This window comes from Enhygromyxa salina (genome assembly GCF_002994615.1).
Taxonomy (GTDB): domain Bacteria; phylum Myxococcota_A; class Polyangia; order Nannocystales; family Nannocystaceae; genus Plesiocystis; species Plesiocystis salina_A.
In genome coordinates this window covers 1-17,612 of the sequence record NZ_PVNK01000110.1, presented here as the reverse complement: position 1 = coordinate 17,612, position 17,612 = coordinate 1, and the positions used below count along the sequence as shown (strand labels likewise).

General features: G+C 70.4%; 11 protein-coding genes and 1 pseudogene. 8 read left to right on the top strand and 4 right to left on the bottom strand.

The genetic code is table 11. The features are described 5' to 3' along the window. Positions 1–119 precede the first annotated feature (119 nt). Positions 120–1,925, bottom strand: coding sequence for a tetratricopeptide repeat protein (locus ENSA5_RS10185; protein ID WP_106391443.1), 1,806 nt, complete (start codon positions 1,923–1,925; stop codon positions 120–122). A gap of 52 nt (positions 1,926–1,977) precedes the next feature. Between ENSA5_RS10185 and ENSA5_RS10180 the strand changes: the two genes are divergently transcribed. The 3 genes from ENSA5_RS10180 (at position 1,978) to ENSA5_RS10170 (ending at position 5,738) form a co-directional block, all read left to right on the top strand. Continuing rightward, positions 1,978–2,703 (top strand): DUF1415 family protein, encoded by a 726-nt coding sequence (locus tag ENSA5_RS10180; protein ID WP_181197598.1) that lies wholly within the window; start codon positions 1,978–1,980, stop codon positions 2,701–2,703. Positions 2,704–2,724: 21 nt separating this feature from the next. Beyond that, the gene (locus tag ENSA5_RS10175) at positions 2,725–4,194 is read left to right on the top strand and encodes a carboxypeptidase-like regulatory domain-containing protein (RefSeq protein WP_146155535.1); all 1,470 of its coding nucleotides are present in this window, start codon (positions 2,725–2,727) and stop codon (positions 4,192–4,194) included. Between the two features lie 107 nt (positions 4,195–4,301). Next, positions 4,302–5,738 (top strand): alginate export family protein, encoded by a 1,437-nt coding sequence (locus ENSA5_RS10170; RefSeq protein ID WP_106391440.1) that lies wholly within the window; start codon positions 4,302–4,304, stop codon positions 5,736–5,738. Between the two features lie 286 nt (positions 5,739–6,024). On the opposite strand, the gene ENSA5_RS10165 is transcribed toward ENSA5_RS10170, so the two are convergent. Then, entirely contained in the window at positions 6,025–6,885 is an 861-nt protein-coding gene (locus tag ENSA5_RS10165) for a hypothetical protein (RefSeq protein WP_106391439.1), read from the bottom strand. Positions 6,886–6,996: 111 nt separating this feature from the next. Between ENSA5_RS10165 and ENSA5_RS10160 the strand changes: the two genes are divergently transcribed. The 3 genes from ENSA5_RS10160 (at position 6,997) to ENSA5_RS10155 (ending at position 8,508) form a co-directional block, all read left to right on the top strand. Further along, positions 6,997–7,215 carry a hypothetical protein gene (locus ENSA5_RS10160; RefSeq protein WP_106391438.1) on the top strand — a complete coding sequence of 73 codons (219 nt, stop codon included), beginning with the start codon at positions 6,997–6,999 and terminating at the stop codon, positions 7,213–7,215. 148 nt (positions 7,216–7,363) lie between these two features. Then, a complete protein-coding gene (locus tag ENSA5_RS37390) occupies positions 7,364–7,534 on the top strand; it encodes a hypothetical protein (protein WP_181197597.1) in 171 nt (56 codons plus the stop codon). A 401-nt stretch (positions 7,535–7,935) separates the two neighbouring features. Next, a complete protein-coding gene (locus ENSA5_RS10155) occupies positions 7,936–8,508 on the top strand; it encodes an RNA polymerase sigma factor (protein ID WP_181197596.1) in 573 nt (190 codons plus the stop codon). A gap of 75 nt (positions 8,509–8,583) precedes the next feature. On the opposite strand, the gene ENSA5_RS10150 is transcribed toward ENSA5_RS10155, so the two are convergent. Further along, positions 8,584–10,365, bottom strand: coding sequence for a di-heme-cytochrome C peroxidase (locus ENSA5_RS10150; protein ID WP_106391436.1), 1,782 nt, complete (start codon positions 10,363–10,365; stop codon positions 8,584–8,586). A 154-nt stretch (positions 10,366–10,519) separates the two neighbouring features. On the opposite strand from ENSA5_RS10150, the gene ENSA5_RS10145 reads away from it, so the two are divergent. Next, entirely contained in the window at positions 10,520–11,401 is an 882-nt protein-coding gene (locus ENSA5_RS10145) for a LysR family transcriptional regulator (RefSeq protein ID WP_181197595.1), read from the top strand. 74 nt (positions 11,402–11,475) lie between these two features. Here the strand turns inward: ENSA5_RS10145 and ENSA5_RS10140 are convergent, their stop codons facing one another. Continuing rightward, a complete protein-coding gene (locus ENSA5_RS10140; protein ID WP_181197594.1) occupies positions 11,476–14,313 on the bottom strand; it encodes a serine/threonine-protein kinase in 2,838 nt (945 codons plus the stop codon). Between the two features lie 240 nt (positions 14,314–14,553). On the opposite strand from ENSA5_RS10140, the pseudogene ENSA5_RS10135 reads away from it, so the two are divergent. Beyond that, positions 14,554–17,612, top strand: a pseudogene (locus ENSA5_RS10135) (hypothetical protein); the annotation flags it as partial.

The window sequence follows — 17,612 nt, the reverse complement described above, 5'->3', positions numbered from 1 at the left end:
CCCCCGCGGCGTGCACAAAGGTTTTGCTCATAGCCCCCAAAGCTGATCGCGCCGCCGACGTTGGTGAGGAGAATTGCGTGAGGGCAGCCTTCCAACTCGCGGCGCTCGTCGTCGCAGGATCAGCGGGATCGCAAGGCGCGTTCAATCGCGAGGCTGTGCCGATCGAGCTCGGCCTGCTCGACGACCCAGTCAGGCGCGCCCTCAGCCCCGGCGATATCGAACACCAGGGCCAGATCTTGGTCGACGCCGTCGAAATCCTCGAGCCGCAGGCGCAGGTGAGCCCGACGCATGTGGAAGATCGGCTGGCGTGGTCGCAGCTCAATCGCGCGGTTCAAGCTGGCGAGCGCGTCGAGGGGCTCGCCGATCGAGTCCTGGACCATGGCGAGGTTGTAGTAGTGGACCGGGTGGGGGTGCTCACGATGACTGCGCGGCCACGGGCCCTGGATGAGCGCGACTCCGGCCAGGACCACGAGCCAGGTCGGGAGCGGGGGGTGGGTCGGCTCGGGGGCCACGGGCTCTCGGCCCAGCTTGGCGCGTGCCCAGGCGATCAGCGCGAGCAGCCCCGGGCCCGAGAGCAGCGCGAGCGGGACGACCAGCGGCAGCCTGTGCTGGGCCGAGGTGAAGTAGAGCAAGTTGGCGGCCAGCGGGGCGAGCAGCTGCCCGAGTACGAACCACCCCAGCGCCGCCCGGTTGGAGGTCGCGGTCCACGTTGGGGGGGGCTGGTCGTCCTCGGCCGCGGGCGGCAGCCACCGCCTGCCGAGCACCGCCCCGGCCCCGAGCAGGCCGAGCGCCAGCAAGATCGAGAAGCTCACGCCGACGCGGTGGGCCCAGGGCAGGAGCTCGCGCTCGCCGAGCCAGTCGTAGTCTTGGGTCAGCTGTTGGTCGCCGGTTGTCAGCCACAGCTTGTGGAGCTCGAGCTTCAGCCAGGCCCCGGGGTTGTCGGCGATCCAGTCGAGCGAGCGAGCGTAGAGCGCCTCGCCGATCTCGCGGGCGCGCTCGCGCTCGGGCAGGGTCGGGTCGATGCCCAGGGCCAGGGCGAGCTCGTGGCTCTCGGTCCCGAGCCGGGCGCTGAGCAGGTCGCCGTCGTTCCACACGCCCCGGGACTTGGGGTTGTTGCCGATGAAGAACGAGGTCCCACCCCCGTGGACGGGCTGGACGTCGGGGGAGCCGGTCACGGCGAGGTTGCGCGCGGCCATCGGCGCGAGCGCGAGCGTGGTCCCGAGCAAGGTCGTGGCCAGGACCAGCGCGACGGCCCGGCGGGGGCGCTCGCCCGCGCGCCTGCGCACGACCAAGGCGAGCGCGAGCAGCGTGAAGGGGAGCGCGAGGATCATGTTGGGCCGGGCGAGGGTCGCGAGCCCGGACGCGGCCCCGAGCCCCAAGCTCGCGAGCAGCAGGCGTCGGTCGGGCAGGCCCGGCCGCGACGGGTCGGGGGCCGCGCGAGCGAGGACCGCGACGAAGGCGGCGATGACCAGGATGTTGCACGCGACGCCGAGCTCGGCGCTGAGGTGCTTGTTCTCGTAGAACGCGAGGCCGGGGTAGGCGAGCAGCGCGATGCTCGACACCAAGCCCGCCCGGCGGCCCCACAGCTTCAGGGCGCTGCGATGAAAGAGCGCGAGCGCGGCGAAGGCCACGATCAGCTGGACGATCAGGCCGAACGAGGGCCACGGTCGGATCGCCATGCCGAGGGCGAGCAGGTAGGCGTAGGCGCCCTGAAGGTAGAAGGCCTGGGTCCCGAGCGGCGGGTGGTCGAGGATGTCCCGGGCCGCCTGCTCGTACATCGCGCCGTCGGCGAAGGTCGCGTGGGTGAAGGGGACCTCGCCGAGGTAGCTGGCGTGGTAGGCGAGGCGGTAGGTGACCAGCAGCACGATGATCAGCGCGAGCCCGCGCTCGACGCTCGCCCGCCCGCCGTCGTTGGCCGCTGTCACCTGCAGAGCATAGTCCCTGGTCCGGACTGCCCGCTGCTCTATCATTCGGCCCGTGTCCGAACCACCCGGCTGGCCGCCCGACGACGCGGTGATCCAGGCGATCCACGATCGCTACCAGCGCGAGATCATCGAGGGCCTGGGCCTGTGTCCCTTCGCTCGACGCTCGCGCGAGCAGGGGCGTGTGCATCGGCCCGTGTTCGTGGCCACCGCCGAGCGCGAGCCGAGCCCGCTCGAAGTCGCGCAGACCCTCGCTGCCCTCGTCGACGCCGACCGCGAGGCCGAGATCGTGCTGCTGACCTTCCCGATCCCGCCGGGTCACCGCTGGTGGCAGCCGCGGGCCTTCGAGGGCTTGTTGGCGGCGCTGCGCGAAGCGTGGCGCGCCGTGCCGCCGCCGCGGGAGTTCTACATGGTCTCGTTTCATCCGCGCCTCGAGCTCCCGCCCGAGCGCGCGCTGACGGCCGACTCGCTGGTCTCGATCATTCGTCGGAGCCCCGACCCGGTGATCCAGTGCGTCGACGCCGAGCTGCTCGACCGGGTTCGTCGCCAGGCCCAGGTCGCCGCCCGCGAGCGGATGCTGGCAGAGCTCGAGCAGCGCGACCCGGCGCTGGCGAAGCTGTTTGCGAACAGCGTGGCTTCGGACCCCGAGCTCTCGTCGGACATCGCACGGCAGAACTTTCAGGCCCACGGGGGCGAGGAGGATCGGGCCGCGCTCGAGCGGGCGATCGCGGCGCTGCTCGCCGACCGGGACCGGGCCTACGGGGTTGGGGGCGAGGATTGACGAGCTGGTATCTTGGCCGACGTGAGCACCCACGCCAAGTTGGCCCTCGTCTGCGCCGCGTCGTTCGCCGCGCTGGCGGCCTGTGACAGGCACTCGCCGGCCGCGGCTGGCGAGGGGCAGGTCGCTGTCGACGCGGACCCGAGCGACGCGGGGCCGACCACGGTCGAGGCTGAGGCCGCGCCGAAGTCCGCGGACGAGGCGGGCGACGCGGCCGCGGACGGCGTCCAAGCGCCCAAGCCCAGCTCCGCCGAGCCCGGCCCGACGCCGACGCTCGCGACCGCCGAGCCCGGCCCGGTCTACGCCGTGATCAACACCCAGGGCATCGTGCGCCTCGATCAAAGCGGCGCGAAGCTGGTCCTCGACAAGCCCGAGCGCCACATCTCCGACATGTTCATCGGCCCCGACGACGGGGTCTACGTCCTCGACGCCCGCTCGCTGCGCAAGATCGAAGGCGAGGCCCTCGTCGAGGTCGAGCGCTTCTCCTTCGACGACGTCGCCCCGGTCGATCACGCCGCGCTCGCCCCCGACGGGACCCTGTGGGTGGTCGGCAGCAAGGGCGTCGGCGCCCGAGTCGACGGTGAGTGGCAGATGACGCCGCTCGCCGAGCTTCGCCTCGACTACAACTCCGCGGTCGAGGTCGCGGGCGACGGTACGGTGTGGGCGATCGGCTCGAAGGCCGCGCTCTACCGCGAGGGCGAGCAGTGGCTGCCGACCGACGTGTCGAAGCTCGGCAGCGTGCCCCTGCTGCTCAACCCGATCACCTCGCCGCGCGGCCCGGTCTACACGACCAACGGCACCAAGCTGACCCGGCTCGCCAAGACCGGGCTCGACGCGATCGCGATCGAGAGCGAGGGCCTGGTCAGCTACACCGCGGGCCTCGACGTCGCCGCGTCCGGCCACGCGGGCCTGATGACGGGCGCGTGTGATCTCGTCCGCGTCGATCCACGCGCGCCGAGCGAGCTGTGGCGCATGCCCGGCAGCAGCTACGACTGCGGGACCGCCGAGGCCATGGCCCTCGACGCCAAGCATCGGTTCTGGGTCGCCTCGCGCGAGGGCCTGAGCGTGGTCAACGTGGGGCGGGGGGTCCGCGAGTACCCGGCGGGCAGCTTCCCCGAGCTCGTCGGCCGCGTCAGCCACATGGTCGTGGTCGGCGCGGGTCCCGAGCTGCCCAAGGTCCCGGCCGTGCGCACCGCGACCCTCGTGGGCAAGGTCTCGATCGGCGGCAGCGGGGCGGCCAAGGCCCCGATCGAGCTGTGCCCGACGGTCCGGCTCTACGCCGAGGGCTCGCCCTGCTCGGCGGCCAAGGTCAAGTTCTCGGCCACGACCGACGCCGTCGGCGGGTTCCGCTTTGAAGGGGTGCCGCTCGGCGACTACAGCGTCGCGGTCGAGGTCGACGGCAAGTGGCGGTGGAGCTCACCGCCGAGCTTCGCCGCGAAGCTGCGCGAGGGCGAGGAGTTCGACATGGGCGCGGTCTCGCTGCCGAAGATCTGAGGCTCGGGGGTCCGCGCGAGCGGACAATCGCCCCCCCGAGCCTCGATTTTGACCGCCCGACACAGTATCTCGATCAGCCCGCCTCGCTCCGCACACCTCGTAACTCGATGTCTCTCGTGTCCTTCTTCGCGCTCTCCTGGGTCCTCTTCGTCGCGCAGCCCGAGCCCGAGCCCGAGCTCGCGCCCAACCCCCGATCCGAGCCTGAATCCGGCGAGTACGTGATCTTCGACGCCGCCCCGGCTTCGGCCTTCGAGGAGCCGGCGGCCTCGCCGATCGAGTTCGAGGCCGGCGTCATGACGATGACCCGCGCCGAGTTCACGCGCACGCGCAGCGTCGACGGGGAGGGCGCGTCGACCACCCGGGTACCAAACCGGCTGCGCGCGCGGCTCGAGGCTCGCACCGATCACCTCGACTTCCTCGCCGAGTTTCAGGACGCCCGGGTGCTCGGAGATCCGATCGGCCCGGCCCGCAGCGGCTTTCACCAGCTCTACGTCGAGCACGTCGGCCGCCTGCCCGGGGGCTCGCTGACCTTCCGCGCCGGGCGGCAGGAGGTGCTGCTCGGGACCGAGCACCTGTTTGGGCCCGGGCCCTGGGGCGCTGGCATGCGCTCGTTCGACGCGCTGCGCCTCAAATTCGATCTCGAGCGCGGCGGCGTCGGTCTGTTCGCCGGCTCGGCCGCGCGCCCGCTCTTGAGCGCTGACCTCCCGCTGCTCGATCACGTCGCGGGCGACGTCGCCCTGGCCTGGGTCGCCGACGGCCACTACCGGATCCACGACGCGCTCGTGGTCGAGGCGCTGGTCTACGGCGCGCACGAGCAGACCCCCGACCAGACGCGCAATCTCTACACCCCGGGCCTGCTCGCCCGCGGCGACTTCGGGGCGGGCTTCAGTTACGACCTCGAGGCCTACTTCCAGCTCGGTACGATCGAGGGCCTGGCGGTCCCCAACCCGACCAACCCGGGCGCGCCCCAGCGTCACCGGGCGGCGGCCGCCTACGCGAGCCTCGACTACCTGACCCCGGGCGAGATCGGGTCGGGGGGCAGGGGCGGGGTCAAGCTCGGCGGCGGCCTGAGCCTCGACTACGCCAGCGGCAGCCCGTGCACGACGACCTCCTTCGAAGGGCTCGAGCCGTGCACCGAGGGCACGAGCCGAGACTTCTACGCGCCGTGGCGAGCTCGGCACCGGTGGTTTGGCCACGCCGATCGCTTTCGTGGGCTCAACATCGTCGACCCCGCGGTCGGGATCCGCGTCCAGAGTCGGCCAGTCGAGGACGTCCAGCTCGACTTGCAAGTGACCAACCACCTGTTCGTGCTCGCGCAGCCCAACGGCCGCTGGCTCACCGCAGGCGGGGAGCTGGTCGGGGTCGATCTCGACAACCGCGACCCGTGGGCGGCCGACGAGATCGACATCGAGGGCACGATTCGCTACCGCTGGCTGCAGGTTAATTTCGGCTGGTTGATCGTCGCCAAGTTGTCCGGCGGTCGGGCGCTGTCGGGGGAGGCCCTGCGCCAGTTCGTCTACCTGCAGCTGACGACGAACTTCTAGCTTTAGCGAGGCTCGCGCCTCAGACCGACGAGCATGTATGCCTCGGCACGGACAGTCACCTCGCTGAGTTGTGCGGGAGCACCGAGCACGCCCGCTGGCCTCCTCTCGCTGATCCTGGCGGGGTTGCTCCTCACTCGCCGCCGCTCAGCTCGCAGCGCTTGATCAAGGACGAGGAGCCCTGCCGGCGGGATGCGAATTTTCACAACGACGGCGCGTACTTGGCACGCATCCCGGCGCCCCATCGAATCGGTCGCTCGTTGATCTCGTGGAGCGTGAAGCCGCGACCTCACCCGGCGAGATCCGTGATGAACACAAACGAGTACCCGTAGGGCTTGTTGAGGGGGTTCGAGGGGCTCTCGCTCGAGCAGTCCTCGCGCGCCACGGCCTCGCAAACGCTCATGTGACCGCCGAGCTCGCCCGGGACGACCCCCGCCGAGCGATCGAGGATCTGGATCGGCTCGAGCTCGGGGGCCACGCTCGCCTCGATCGCGAGCTGGCGCTTGCAAGAACATTCGGGCGGGACCCCGATGCCGGGCGTCTCGCACAACGTGTCGCACAGGTCGTCGACGGACGCCACGCGCAGGGCACCCAAGAACTCGGGGCTCGGCGCCAGCGCGGGATCGCCACCCTCTTCGGGGAGCGCGTTGCCCGAGTAGCCGAGCACGAGCAGCCGCTGGGTCTCGTCGCGGACGGCCCAGGCGGACGCGTACGCGTCGCCAACCCAGTGCTCGAACTCGACGCTCTGGCCGACCTCGAGCGGGAGGCTGGCGGGGAAGCCTTCCACGTTGATGAACAGGTCGAACCCGAACAGATTCGGCGGCTCATCTGGGGCATCCGGACAGTCGAGGTCGAAGGAGCTCGGGTTGTTGACGCTGTCGACCGTGCACGCCAGCGTGAAGGGCTCGTCCGTCAAACCGTTGTACTCGACCTCGACCACACAGGAGTTGATCCGCGGGTCGACCGGACACAGCTGCGGCGGCTCACCGGTCTCGGTGTCGTCGGTCTCGGTGTCGTCGGTCTCGGTGCCCGTGGTCGAGCTCGCGTCCGTGCCGCTTTGCTCCGTGGTACTGGATCCCTCTTCGGCGCTCGGCGTGCCTGAGCACGCGCAGATGAAGAGCGCCAGCCAGGTCGTGTTTCGCCCGCCCATCGTCGATGAGGGTACTCCACCGGCCGCCAGGGCTCCAGACGCCTACGCTGGCGCTGGCTCGCGTGATTGGGGGCGCGCGCGGGGTCACGACGAGGACCCGAGCTCGAGCGCTTGCGCGCTCGGCACTCGTGGGCGTGGCTCCTGAGGCGCGTGTTCGCGGTCGAGGCTCTGGTCTGCCAGCGCTGCGCCGGGCCGATGCGGCTCGTCGAGATCGCCAACGACAGCGACACCGTCGCGCGAGTGCTCGCCGACATCGGGCTCGGCGTTCGGCCACCGCCACGACCGAGGCCCACCCCGCCGGGTCAGCTCGAGCTCGATTTCGCCCCATGAGCGACTCCCACCGAGCCGCGACGGCACCCTCGTGCCCCGAACTCGTGGTGCCGACGAAGTTGGGTGCGAGACCGCGCCCCCTCGACACCGAGGGCGAGGAAGTTGACCCTGGGCCGTCGCACACTGGGATCGTGGCGTCGACGTTGGGATGGAGGCGACCGCCGAGTTGTGTTCCGGGCAGGTGCGAGAGCGGATCGTGTTCAGCGCGGCGGACGATGAGTCCGAGTTGCTTGCGCAGGTGTTGGTGGACGCAGGCTCGATCAGGCGGGGCAGATTTAGCGAGGCTCGGCAGGAACTGCTGAAGCTCATCCAGCCATGATCTAGCAGCCCGTGGTGCAATGCATCGTGTCGCCTCGCGCCGGAAATTTCGCCGAGGGCGCGAAGCCACCCGACGACGGATGAGGCCCTGGCGACGAGCGAGCGCGTGCTGCTGTCGCGGTTCATGTTCTCCAAAGACGATCGCCCCGTTGAGCTGCGCAGCCGCGGTCGCCCTCCCGGAGGGGGGCTCGTTGGGTCGGGCCCTTCGCGCTGTGCCTCGCGCTGGGTGCCTCGTGTGGGTTTGTCCTGCGCTGGATTTCGCCTGGGCGTCAAGGTATGCGCGTGGGCGATGAAGGGGGCCGGGGATCAGAGCGAGTCGCTCGACGGGGCGCGGACCTCGCTCGGCGTGGGCACCTTTGGACGCCCCGGGCACTGCGTGGCCGGGTCGCTGGTGGGGTCTTCATGAAGGGCGCCGGTCCCTCGCTGCCGAGTGACTTCGAGCTCCTCGATCGTTGGCGCGCCGACGACCAGGACGCGGGCAACCAACTGTTTCAACGCCACCTCGACAGCGTCTACCAGTTCTTCGAGAGCAAGCTCGGTGGCGACGAAGTCGGGGATCTGGTCCAGCGGACCTTCTTGGCCTGCGTTCGGAGCCGCGACGTATTTCGCAAGCAGTCGAGCTTCAGGACCTACATGTTCGCGATTGCCCGCAACGAGCTCTACTCCTTTTTTCGCCGCAAGGTCGGGAGCCCGATCGACTTCGAGCTGCGCTCGGCTGTCGACCTCGGGACCTCACCGAGCGTCGCGGCCGCCCGAGGTCAGCGCCAGGTCGCGCTGATCGAAGCGCTGCGCTCGCTCGCCGTCGACCAGCAGCTGATCCTCGAGCTCCACTACTGGGAGGACTTCGACGCGGGCGAGCTCGGCGAGGTCCTCGGGATCGATCGCACGACCGCCCGCACCCGGCTCCACCGGGCCCGCAAACAGCTCCGAGTCGAGCTCGAGCGTCGCGGTCACGGGTCGTGGTCCGAGCCCTGAGCAGGCATCCGACGCGCGCAGGCGCCCGCGCGGCGGGGGGGGGCGGCGCGCCGCTGCTGGGGTCGGCGGTCGGGGCTAGAGAGTCTTGAGGTACTCGACGAGCGCCCAGCGATCGGCGTCCGACAGCGTCGTGCCGTACTCATGGCCGATGTTGCGGTTGCCCGGTGTGCGGGTGTCGAAGGTGAAGGGCCCGCCCTCGGTCACGTAGCCCACCTTCTTGGGATCGTAGGTCCAGCGACCGACGGTGAAGGTGGTCGGGCGCTCGGCGGGCGGCAGCAGCAGGTCATACAAGGTGGGCACCGAGCCGTTGTGCAGGTAGGGGGACGCGGCCCAGATGCCGTTGAGCGGGCGCGCCTTGTAGGCCAGCATATCGGCCCTCGGGTTCTCGTCCGTCGCCGCGGGGTAGTCGCCCTGCTTCTGCGAGGAGTCCTGCCCGTGCAGTTTCGCGTTGGTCACCGCCTTGAGGGCCGCCGCCTTGTTCTGCCGCAGGGCGCCGCTCACCAGGTCGCTCACCAGCGTGTTGACCGACTCGGTGGCGCCATAGTGACCCGCCTGGCCGTCGGCCCGCCACGCCCCCTCGAGCTTCCCGGTCGGTGCACGGGCGGTGACCAGGTTGGTCGCCGCGAGGGGATCGGTGCCGACCTTGTCGACCCCATACACCTGGGCGACGACGCTGCGCCGCGGATCGTCGCGCACGATGGGCGCGTGACACCCCGCGCAGGTCTCGGTGTAGATGGCGGCGCCTTGCTTGGCGAGGGCAGAGTCGACGGCCGGCAAGATGGTGTCCGGCCATTGCGGCGAGGTGAGGCTGCGCAGCGACTCTTCCATCGCGACCAGCTCGTGGCCCTGCACCGATGAGGCGTAGCCCGCCTGGGCGGCCTCTTCGGTGTCGTATTTGACCACGTCCACGTCGCCGAACACGCCGATCACCTCGCCGGTGTTGCGGCCCAACGATCCGGCCTCGGCGTTGGACGAGAAGCCGGTCCACTGCACGTAGTCATGTCGGGGGGCGTCCCAGAGCAGGGGGTAGCTGGTCGGGGCGTTGGGATCGAGGGAGTTTTGAGACCCGCTCGTCATGCGGATGACCTGGTTGAAGATCAGGCCGATGGCGTCGACGCGCCCCAAGCCAGGCGCGGTCGATGAGGTGCTCGTCGAGATGTAGTCGCGCAGCCAGGTGAGGTCGCGCTGAAGGCTGGCGCGGGCGGTGGCGGTGTCCTTGGCCTCGGTCGCGGCGGCGAAGCGTTCCAGCTTCGCCTCATCGGCCAAGGTGGCCGTCATCGCGGCTTCGATGCCCGCGAGGAAGCCGTAGAGATCGATGAGCGCGGGCGCGCCGTCGACGCGAATGGCGTTGCCGTCATAGACGAACTGGCCGGTGTGACAGCCCGCGCATGTCAGCCCCACCATATCCTCGCCGCCCTTGACCGAGTGTCGGGCGAAGCCCACCGGGAGCGCGTCGGGGTTGTTCGGCGTGCGCTTTTGGGTGAGGAATCGATAGCGCGCCATGTTCGCGGGCGCGATGAACTTGGCCATGCTGTCGGGCTGCTCGAGGTGCACGAGCGTGGCGTAGGGCAGCAGGGTCGACCCCTGATCGGCGAAGTAGAACCACAGCGTCTCGAACGGGCTCCAGTTCTGATCGAGGTAGACGACTCGCTGAGCGTGATCTCCAAAGGGATCGTCCGCGATCGCGAGCCCGCCGCGCTGGTCGACGGTCTCGGCGACGGGCCGGATCGGCGGGGGAAGCGCAGTGGACGGGACGGGGGCGGTCGCAGGGCAGGCGGAGAGCAACAAGGTACCGAGCGCGATCGACGCTCGCTCGAGCGGGGTACTGACGTGGCCGATGTAGGTGCTCTCACTCATGATGTTCTCCCTTTGTGTTGACCCGATCCGCGCGTTTGCGCCGATGCCTGTGCTGTGCCGCGATGCTAGCGGTCATCGATCAACGCTGGGTGCCCAACGGTGGACATCGGGTGTCCGCGCGTCGAACATGTCCGCTCGCGCTGAAGGGGAGCGGATGGACGTTGAAGCGTTGGGTATCCTGATCGAGGTCGCCAAGGGCGGATCGATCAGCGCGGTCGCGCGGGCATCCGGGCGGTCGCGGAGCACGCTGCGCCGCCGCCTCGACGAGCTCGAGTCCGCGGTGGGTGTGGCGCTGCTGGTCTACGAGTCGCGGGGCGTGCGGCTCACCCACGCCGGACAGACGCTGGCGCGAGAGGGGCCCGCGCTGCTCGACTCGATCCAGCAACTGCGTGACCGGCTCACGGGCGCGCCTACCGCGACCTACATGCGGCTGAGGATCGTGCACCCCGTCGGCCTCCCGGCCGTCTCGAGGCACGTCATTCTTCAGGTTATCTGGGCCGCGCTGCCCGAACTGTCGCTCGAGATTCGCGAGGTGGAGTCGCCCCTCGCACATCTCAACGATCCCTTCGATCTGATGGTGTACTTTGGCCGACCGCCGCTGAGCGGGCAGGGCTATGGGCGGCTCATGATGCGCCATGACATCGGGCTCGTGGCGTCGCCTGAGTTCCTCGCCAAGCACGGCGTCCCGGCTGATCTCAGCGCGGTGGCCCAGCACCCGGTGCTCGTGTGGCGGCCAGCGCTGGACGCCATGGCCGGGGTCGATCTGTCATGGCTGCCCCAGCCGAAGCTGACGTCGAACGATCAGCTGTTGCTGCGCGCGGCCGCTGCCCGGGGCGAAGGGCTGCTCTTGGGGATCACGGGCGCGGTCCCGGATGATCCGGGCATCGGTCGCCTGGTCGACGTGCTGCCCGAGGCGTTCGACGCGGTCATCGAGACGCGGTCGCTCACGCCCCTGCCGAGTCGGATGGAGCCGGGCGCGGCTGCGCTCCTGGATCGGATGCAGGCGGCCCTCGATGCCGTGTTCGTGGTCCGCTGACCCGCCGCCCGGTCAAAGGTTCTCGGTTCTCGGTCAGGAAGACGACGGCGGTGGGCGTGGACGCCCGCCCCGAGTCAGCGAGATCGGCCCTGAGCGGGCACCCGACGCTCGCACGCGTCGAGCTCGGCGTGGATGCTGGCGAGCCTCGCCGAGCTCGGGCCATGCTCACGGGCTTCGATCGCGGCCGCGCGGCCAAGGTCGGCGACGCAGGTCCGCCAGCGACCCGTGTGCCGAGCCACCCACGCCCGAACCTGTAGATCGTCGATGAGCTCGCGGTGCTCGGGACCAAAGCGGGCCTCGAGCTTGGCGATCGCTGCATCGAGCGCGGCGAAGCCAAGCTGCTCGCGGCCGACCAGGATCTGAGCCTGGGCGACGTTGACCTCGAGGTCGATCCGCCACGGGTGGTGCGCGTCGAGTTGCTCGGTGGCCTGGTCGAGCTGGGCCGACCAGATCGCCAGAGCCGCGCGGTGATCCCCGCGCGCGAGCGCGACCCGGCCGAGGCCATTTTGGCCCGAGTGAGCGCCCCAGTAGTCGCCAGTTCGCGCGCCGATCGACGCGGCCTCGGCGTAGGCTGCCTCGGCTTGGTCGAGATCTCCGAGCTCGAGCTCGGCGTCGCCAAGCCCGACGAGGACCGCGTGGGCGGTCGAGCTGTCGGCGTTGCCGAGCCGCTCGAGCTGGTCGAGCGCGGTCTGGTAGCGCGACCGGGCGAGCTCGTAGTCGCCCTGCTCGAAGGCGACGTGTCCCCAGTTGAGGGTCAAGGTCGCGAGCTTGATGTGGTTTGGCCCGAAGCGCGCGTGGAGCACGGCGACGCTCTCGGCGAAGTGCGTGTCGGCGCGGTCGAGCAAGCCCGCGCTGAGCTCCGCGGTCGCGAGGTTGGCGACGACCGAGAGCTGGGTCTTCGCGTCGACCGGGACGCCGCCGTCGATCAAGCCCTGGGCGACCTCGCAGGGCTCGACCGCCCGGAGGTAGGCGCCCGCCATCATCTCCAACATGCACTCGGCCACGTGCAGCTGGACGCTCCGATCGCCGTCGCCGCCGGTCGCCTCGATCGCCGCGGTGGCGTCGAGCAGCCACGTCCGAGCCGCGGGGAAGTCGGCGACCTGGTAGGCGATCTGAACCCGGGTCAGGGCCGCGTCGGCGAGCGCGGTCGCGTGGCGAGCCGCCTGGGCGCTGCGGTGGGCACGCTCGATCATGTCCGCGGCGGCGTCGAACTCGTCGGCGTGCCACAAGGCGCGGCCGAGCTGAAGCTCGGCCTCGGCCTCGAGCGGCCTGAAGCCGAGCTCGGTCGCCTGCTTCAGCCCTTCGCGGGCCAGGGCCAGGGCCCGGTCGTGATCGGCCCCGTTGGCGGCGATGTACGAGGCCGACAGCAGCTGATTGCGAACCTGCTCGACCGCGCGCCGGAGCTCGGGCGCGGGCGGGACCGGACGCTCGGCGTCGAGGTCGTCGGCGTCGAGGCAGGTCGCAACCGGGGTCAGCGTGCTGAGGGTTGCGAGCGGCGCGCTCAGCTGCGCGGGCGGGTCATCGAGGACATCGAGGACCGCGCCGAGCTCGAGCAGCCGCCCGTCGAGACACGCGTGCATCCGCTCGCGGGACGCGGCGGTCTGACCGGGGTCGCAAGCTTGGGTCCACGCGCTGGCCCAGCTGTCGACGTAGGTGTTGATCTGCGCGGTGACGAGCGCGGCCGAGGCCCCGCCGAGGCGCTCGGCGTCGGCGAGCCGGGCGGTGATCGTGTCGATCCGCTCGGGTTGCCAGACCGTGACGATCCGGTCTTCGGCGGCCACGCAGCTGGGTTGGGGGGCGAGCTCGGGCCCCGCGGAGCCGAGCTGCCAGGCGCGGGCGACGAAGCCACCCGCGGCGAGCAACATGAGACTGAGCCCGGCCGCGATCGCGACTCGCCGCCGGCGGACCGGCTCGGCCAGCGCTGCGTCGAGGGCCGCGAGCAGCTCATCCATGCTCGCAAAGCGATCGTCGGGGGCGGGCGCGAGACCCTTTCGGATCACCGCCCAGATCGATCGCGGCGCGCGATCGAGGTCGAGCTCGACCAGCTCGCCAGCCTGCGCGGCCGCGGCGAGGGTCGCGAGGCTGACGCCCGCGAAGGGGCGCTGACCGTAGATCAGCTCGCAGGCGACGACACAAAAGCTGAATTGATCGGCGCGCGCGTCGACCTTTTGACCACGAAACTGCTCGGGCGCGATGTAGGCCGGAGTCCCAAACACCCCGCTGAGCGTGAAGTCGGGCTGGGTCGAGTACTGGTCGGACTCGGCGGTGTCGGCGAGCCCTTCGGGCGCGAGGGGGCGGGTCTCGCCGCGCTCTTGGGGGCGAGCCGCGGGGTGATCGAGCGCGAAGACCGGCAGGGCCAGACCAAAATCAGCGACTCGCGCCCGCCCGTCGGCGCCGATGAGGATGTTCTCGGGCTTGAAGTCACCGTGGACCAGCTCGGCGGCGTGGCAGGCCGCGAGCCCGCGACCGCTCTCGACCAAGATCTTCATCCGCTCGGCCAGGGGCCGGGTCACGGTCATCCACTCGCGCAGCGTCGGCCCGTCGACGTGCTCCATGACCAGGTAGAGCCGCGGATGCAGGCGATCGCTGTCGAGCACTCCGACGTCGTGAACCGCGACCACGTTGGGGTGCTTCAAGCGCGCGAGCGCCCGCGCCTCGCTACTCGAGCGCGTCCGGGCCTCGTCGGTGTTGGCTCCGACCCGGCGCAGATCCACGAGCTTGATCGCGACGCGCCGATCGAGCTCGGGATCGTAGCCTCGGTAGACGACGCCCATCCCGCCCGAGCCGATCCGCGACTCGACCTCGAAGCGACCGACCGAGACCGGCGAGTCGACCCCGAACAGGACCGCGCCAACCTCGGCGGCGACCTGCTCGCGGTCGAGAGGATCGGGGCGCAGGCGCCCAGCCCTCATCGCTTTCGCAATGATCGAGTCCATGGTTGAGGGGATAACCCGGTCACCGGTCACCGGTCACAGGTCACACGCGCGACACGCAGCCCTAGGTCCGAGAGTGAGCTCACGATAACGCACGGGAACGCTCGCGGTCGTCGTGCATCGGCCCTCCTCGCAATGACGAAAACGACTCGCCATGCCATTCGAACTGCTCCAAGTCCATGGGTTGGGCTACCGCTCGCGATCTTGATCGTCGGGTGCGTGCCTCAGTCCTCGGATCCGGCGGCGGAGCCCGACGCTGATACGCTGCGTTCGAGCCCACGGCCGACCGGCGACGACATCGGAGCGCGGTCTTTCGCCAGCGACCCCACATACCGCGCCGCGCAGTGCCCCGATGGCACCGGGTGTACGACGATCGACGTCAACGCCGATGGCCGCGAGGACCTGGTTCGCTTCGACCATTTCGGACTCTTCGACGCGCCCGGAACCGTCACCGTTGGCTACTCCAACGGCTGGAATTTTGGCCCGATGGAGCCGGTCGCGGAGGACTTTTGCTACGACGGCGACGCATGCATGGCGGTCGACCTGTCGGGCGATGGCCGCCCGGAGCTGGTTCGTTTCGCCGCGGGGGTCGAGGCCGAAGTCTGGGTCGCCAACGGCCTGCCCGAGGGCTTTGAGGCCCCCAAACAGTGGACGGTAGGGTTTTGCGGCCCCGAGCACAGCTGCACCGCGGGCGACGTCAGCGGCGACGGGATCGCCGATCTGGTCGCGTTCGAGGGCCAGGCCGACGACGCCGGTCTGGTCCGGGTCTACCTCGGCGGTCAGGGCTCCGGCGCCGAGGTCAGCACCTGGGCCAGCGGGTGGTGTGTCAACGCAGACTCGATCTGCCGGCTCGGCGATGTCGACGGGGACGGAGCCGCAGATCTGGTCGAGTTTGGCCGCGAGGTCGGCTACCCCGTCACGCGGGTCGGGCTCTCGACCGGGACCGAGTTTGGCAGCGCCCAGATCTGGTCCGACGACGCCGCGGCCCGGCTCGTCTGTCCCGACGGGGCCGAGTGCCAACTAGGTGACTTCGACGGCGACTGGGCGGCCGACGTGATCGCGACTTTCCCCGAGACGATCGAGCCCGACAGCAGCTCGTGCTCGGGCTCGTGCGGGGGCTCTGCGGGGTCGTGCTGGTGCGATGAGTCATGCACCCAATACGGTGACTGTTGCGCCGACTATCAAGCGATCTGTGTCAGCGGTGACACCTGCGAGGGCGTGTGCGGCGGTTCGGCGGGGTCGTGCTGGTGCGATGAGTCATGCACCCAATACGGTGATTGCTGCGGCGACTATCAGCAGCAGTGTGGGGAACCGCCGATGGCCCGGCAGATCCACTGGTGGCCGGCTCAGTTCGGGGCCTTCGGCGACCTCGTGGTGCTCCTCGACTCGCCTTGTGATCCGGGTGAGCGCTGCTGGACGGCCGACGTCACCGGTGACGGACGCGAAGACCTGATCACGGTCGGCGCCGACGGCCTGGTCGAGCTGTTCCCGTCGCAGGATCGGGTTGACCGGATGCGCGCGACGGCGCTGCGCATGAGCATGATGGCGACCGACCACGAGCGCCGTCGGCAGCAGTGGCTGGCCCAGCAGCGCGCCTACTTGATCCGCGAGGCCGTCCCGGTCTCGCCGACGCTGGCCGCGGCTTTGCCGGAGCGCTTCCCCCCGGTCGCGCCCGCGCCGACCCCGAGCCCGACCGAGCCGCCGCTGCCGATCCAACCGCTGCCCGGGCTCGAGCCGTGGCCGGCCGGGAGCCCCGGGGCCCTCGATCACAGCTGGGTCGAGGCGCAGCTCACGACCATGGCGAGCACGATCGACGCCGAGGCGGTCGCGCTGCTCAACGCGATCCCGGCCGAGGACACCCTGCTGACGACCGCCGAGCAGCAGCGCTGGCAGGAGGTCCTGGGCCACGTGGTCGCCGCCCGCACGGCCATCTACAGCCCGGCGTTGGCCGCGAGCCCGGTCGCCGAGCGCCGCAGCTGCAACAACGCCGTGCTCCACGATCGCTACACCGCCGACGACGGCAGCGTCCGGGTCGAGGGATCGTACCTGAGCCGCTTTCACGACGCGCTGCGCGAGCACGACGAGGACGAGCGGATCTGGGCCGCGCTCCCGGCCCTGACTGGTGTGGTCGAGGGCATGCGCTGCCTGTCCGAGGCCGAGCTCGTCGGGCTCGAGGCCGGCTACGTCGAGGCTGTGACCGCGACCATGCAAGACCTGCTCGACCGCGGTCAGCCCGTGCTCGCCAAGGTCGTCTGGGATCAGGCGCTGCCGATCGAGCTGCTGCTGTTCGACGCCGTCAAGCACTTCGCCCAGCCTCAGGGGTGGCGCCTGCTCCAGCTTCGGATCGAGGACAACACCGTGGTCGTGCCCGAGTTTCCGGCCAACGGGACCGACTTCGACACCTTCTACACCGAGGACACCAACACCTGCAGCACGGTCCGCTGCCAGCTCTACAAGGGGCCCAACCGGTCCTCGGCGCTCGGCCAGGGCCTGACCCTCGACACCCTCGGGGCCTGGCTGCCGGACCTGACCGCCCGCGAGAAGCTGCGCCGCAGCGGGCTCTACCCCGAGGGCCTGCTCGACGCGATGGTCAACCTCGAGCTCCTCGGTGAGGGCGACTGCGCGCTGATCGAGCTCAACTTCTACAACCGGACCTGCAAGTCCAAGCGGACCTGCGAGTTCGCCGAGGAGCTCGCGGCGATGCCCAACGAGCTCGGCCTCAGCCTGCGCCCCGGCCAGCCCGGCTCGCCCTTCACCCACCTCGGCACCAACCGCTCGGACCTCGCCACGAGCAATCAGTGTGGGGCGGGGGGCGGCGGCGCGATGCCCCCGACCAGCTGCTTTGGTCCCGAACTCCGCGGCCACGGCGGCCGCTTCGCGCCCCTCGATCCGCAGCTCGACCGGATCATGAGCTGCACCCTCGAGGTGTTCGACGGGGGCGAGCCGAGCGCGAGCGTCGAGCTGGTCGACCTCGACTTCAACCCCGCGTGCCTGCTGATCAACGAGCCTCCGGTCAGCGGCGGCGACGAGCCTCCGCCAGCCGAGCCCCCCGAGTCGCCGACGGTGAACGAGGAGAATATCGAACAGACCCGGGCCGACGCCGAGGCCGTGTTGATGGGCATCGGTGCGCGCTACGGCCTGAGCCGCGAGCAGATCGTCAACGTCATCCGGACCATGCACGCGACCCCTGGTGTGACCGACGAGCAGATCATCGCGGCGCTCGAGGAGGCGGGGGCGGCGGTCGGCCCCGCCTCCTCGAGCGCCGCGATGATCTGCTC

Excerpts from the sequence above, each read along its gene's own strand:
- ENSA5_RS10170 (WP_106391440.1), top strand. The coding sequence starts at position 4,302 with ATGTCTCTCGTGTCCTTCTTCGCGCTCTCCTGGGTCCTCTTCGTCGCG.
- ENSA5_RS10165 (WP_106391439.1), bottom strand. The coding sequence starts at position 6,885 with ATGGGCGGGCGAAACACGACCTGGCTGGCGCTCTTCATCTGCGCGTGC.
- ENSA5_RS37390 (WP_181197597.1), top strand. The coding sequence starts at position 7,364 with ATGGAGGCGACCGCCGAGTTGTGTTCCGGGCAGGTGCGAGAGCGGATC.
- ENSA5_RS10155 (WP_181197596.1), top strand. The coding sequence starts at position 7,936 with ATGAAGGGCGCCGGTCCCTCGCTGCCGAGTGACTTCGAGCTCCTCGAT.
- ENSA5_RS10150 (WP_106391436.1), bottom strand. The coding sequence starts at position 10,365 with ATGAGTGAGAGCACCTACATCGGCCACGTCAGTACCCCGCTCGAGCGA.
- ENSA5_RS10145 (WP_181197595.1), top strand. The coding sequence starts at position 10,520 with ATGGACGTTGAAGCGTTGGGTATCCTGATCGAGGTCGCCAAGGGCGGA.
- ENSA5_RS10140 (WP_181197594.1), bottom strand. The coding sequence starts at position 14,313 with ATGAGGGCTGGGCGCCTGCGCCCCGATCCTCTCGACCGCGAGCAGGTC.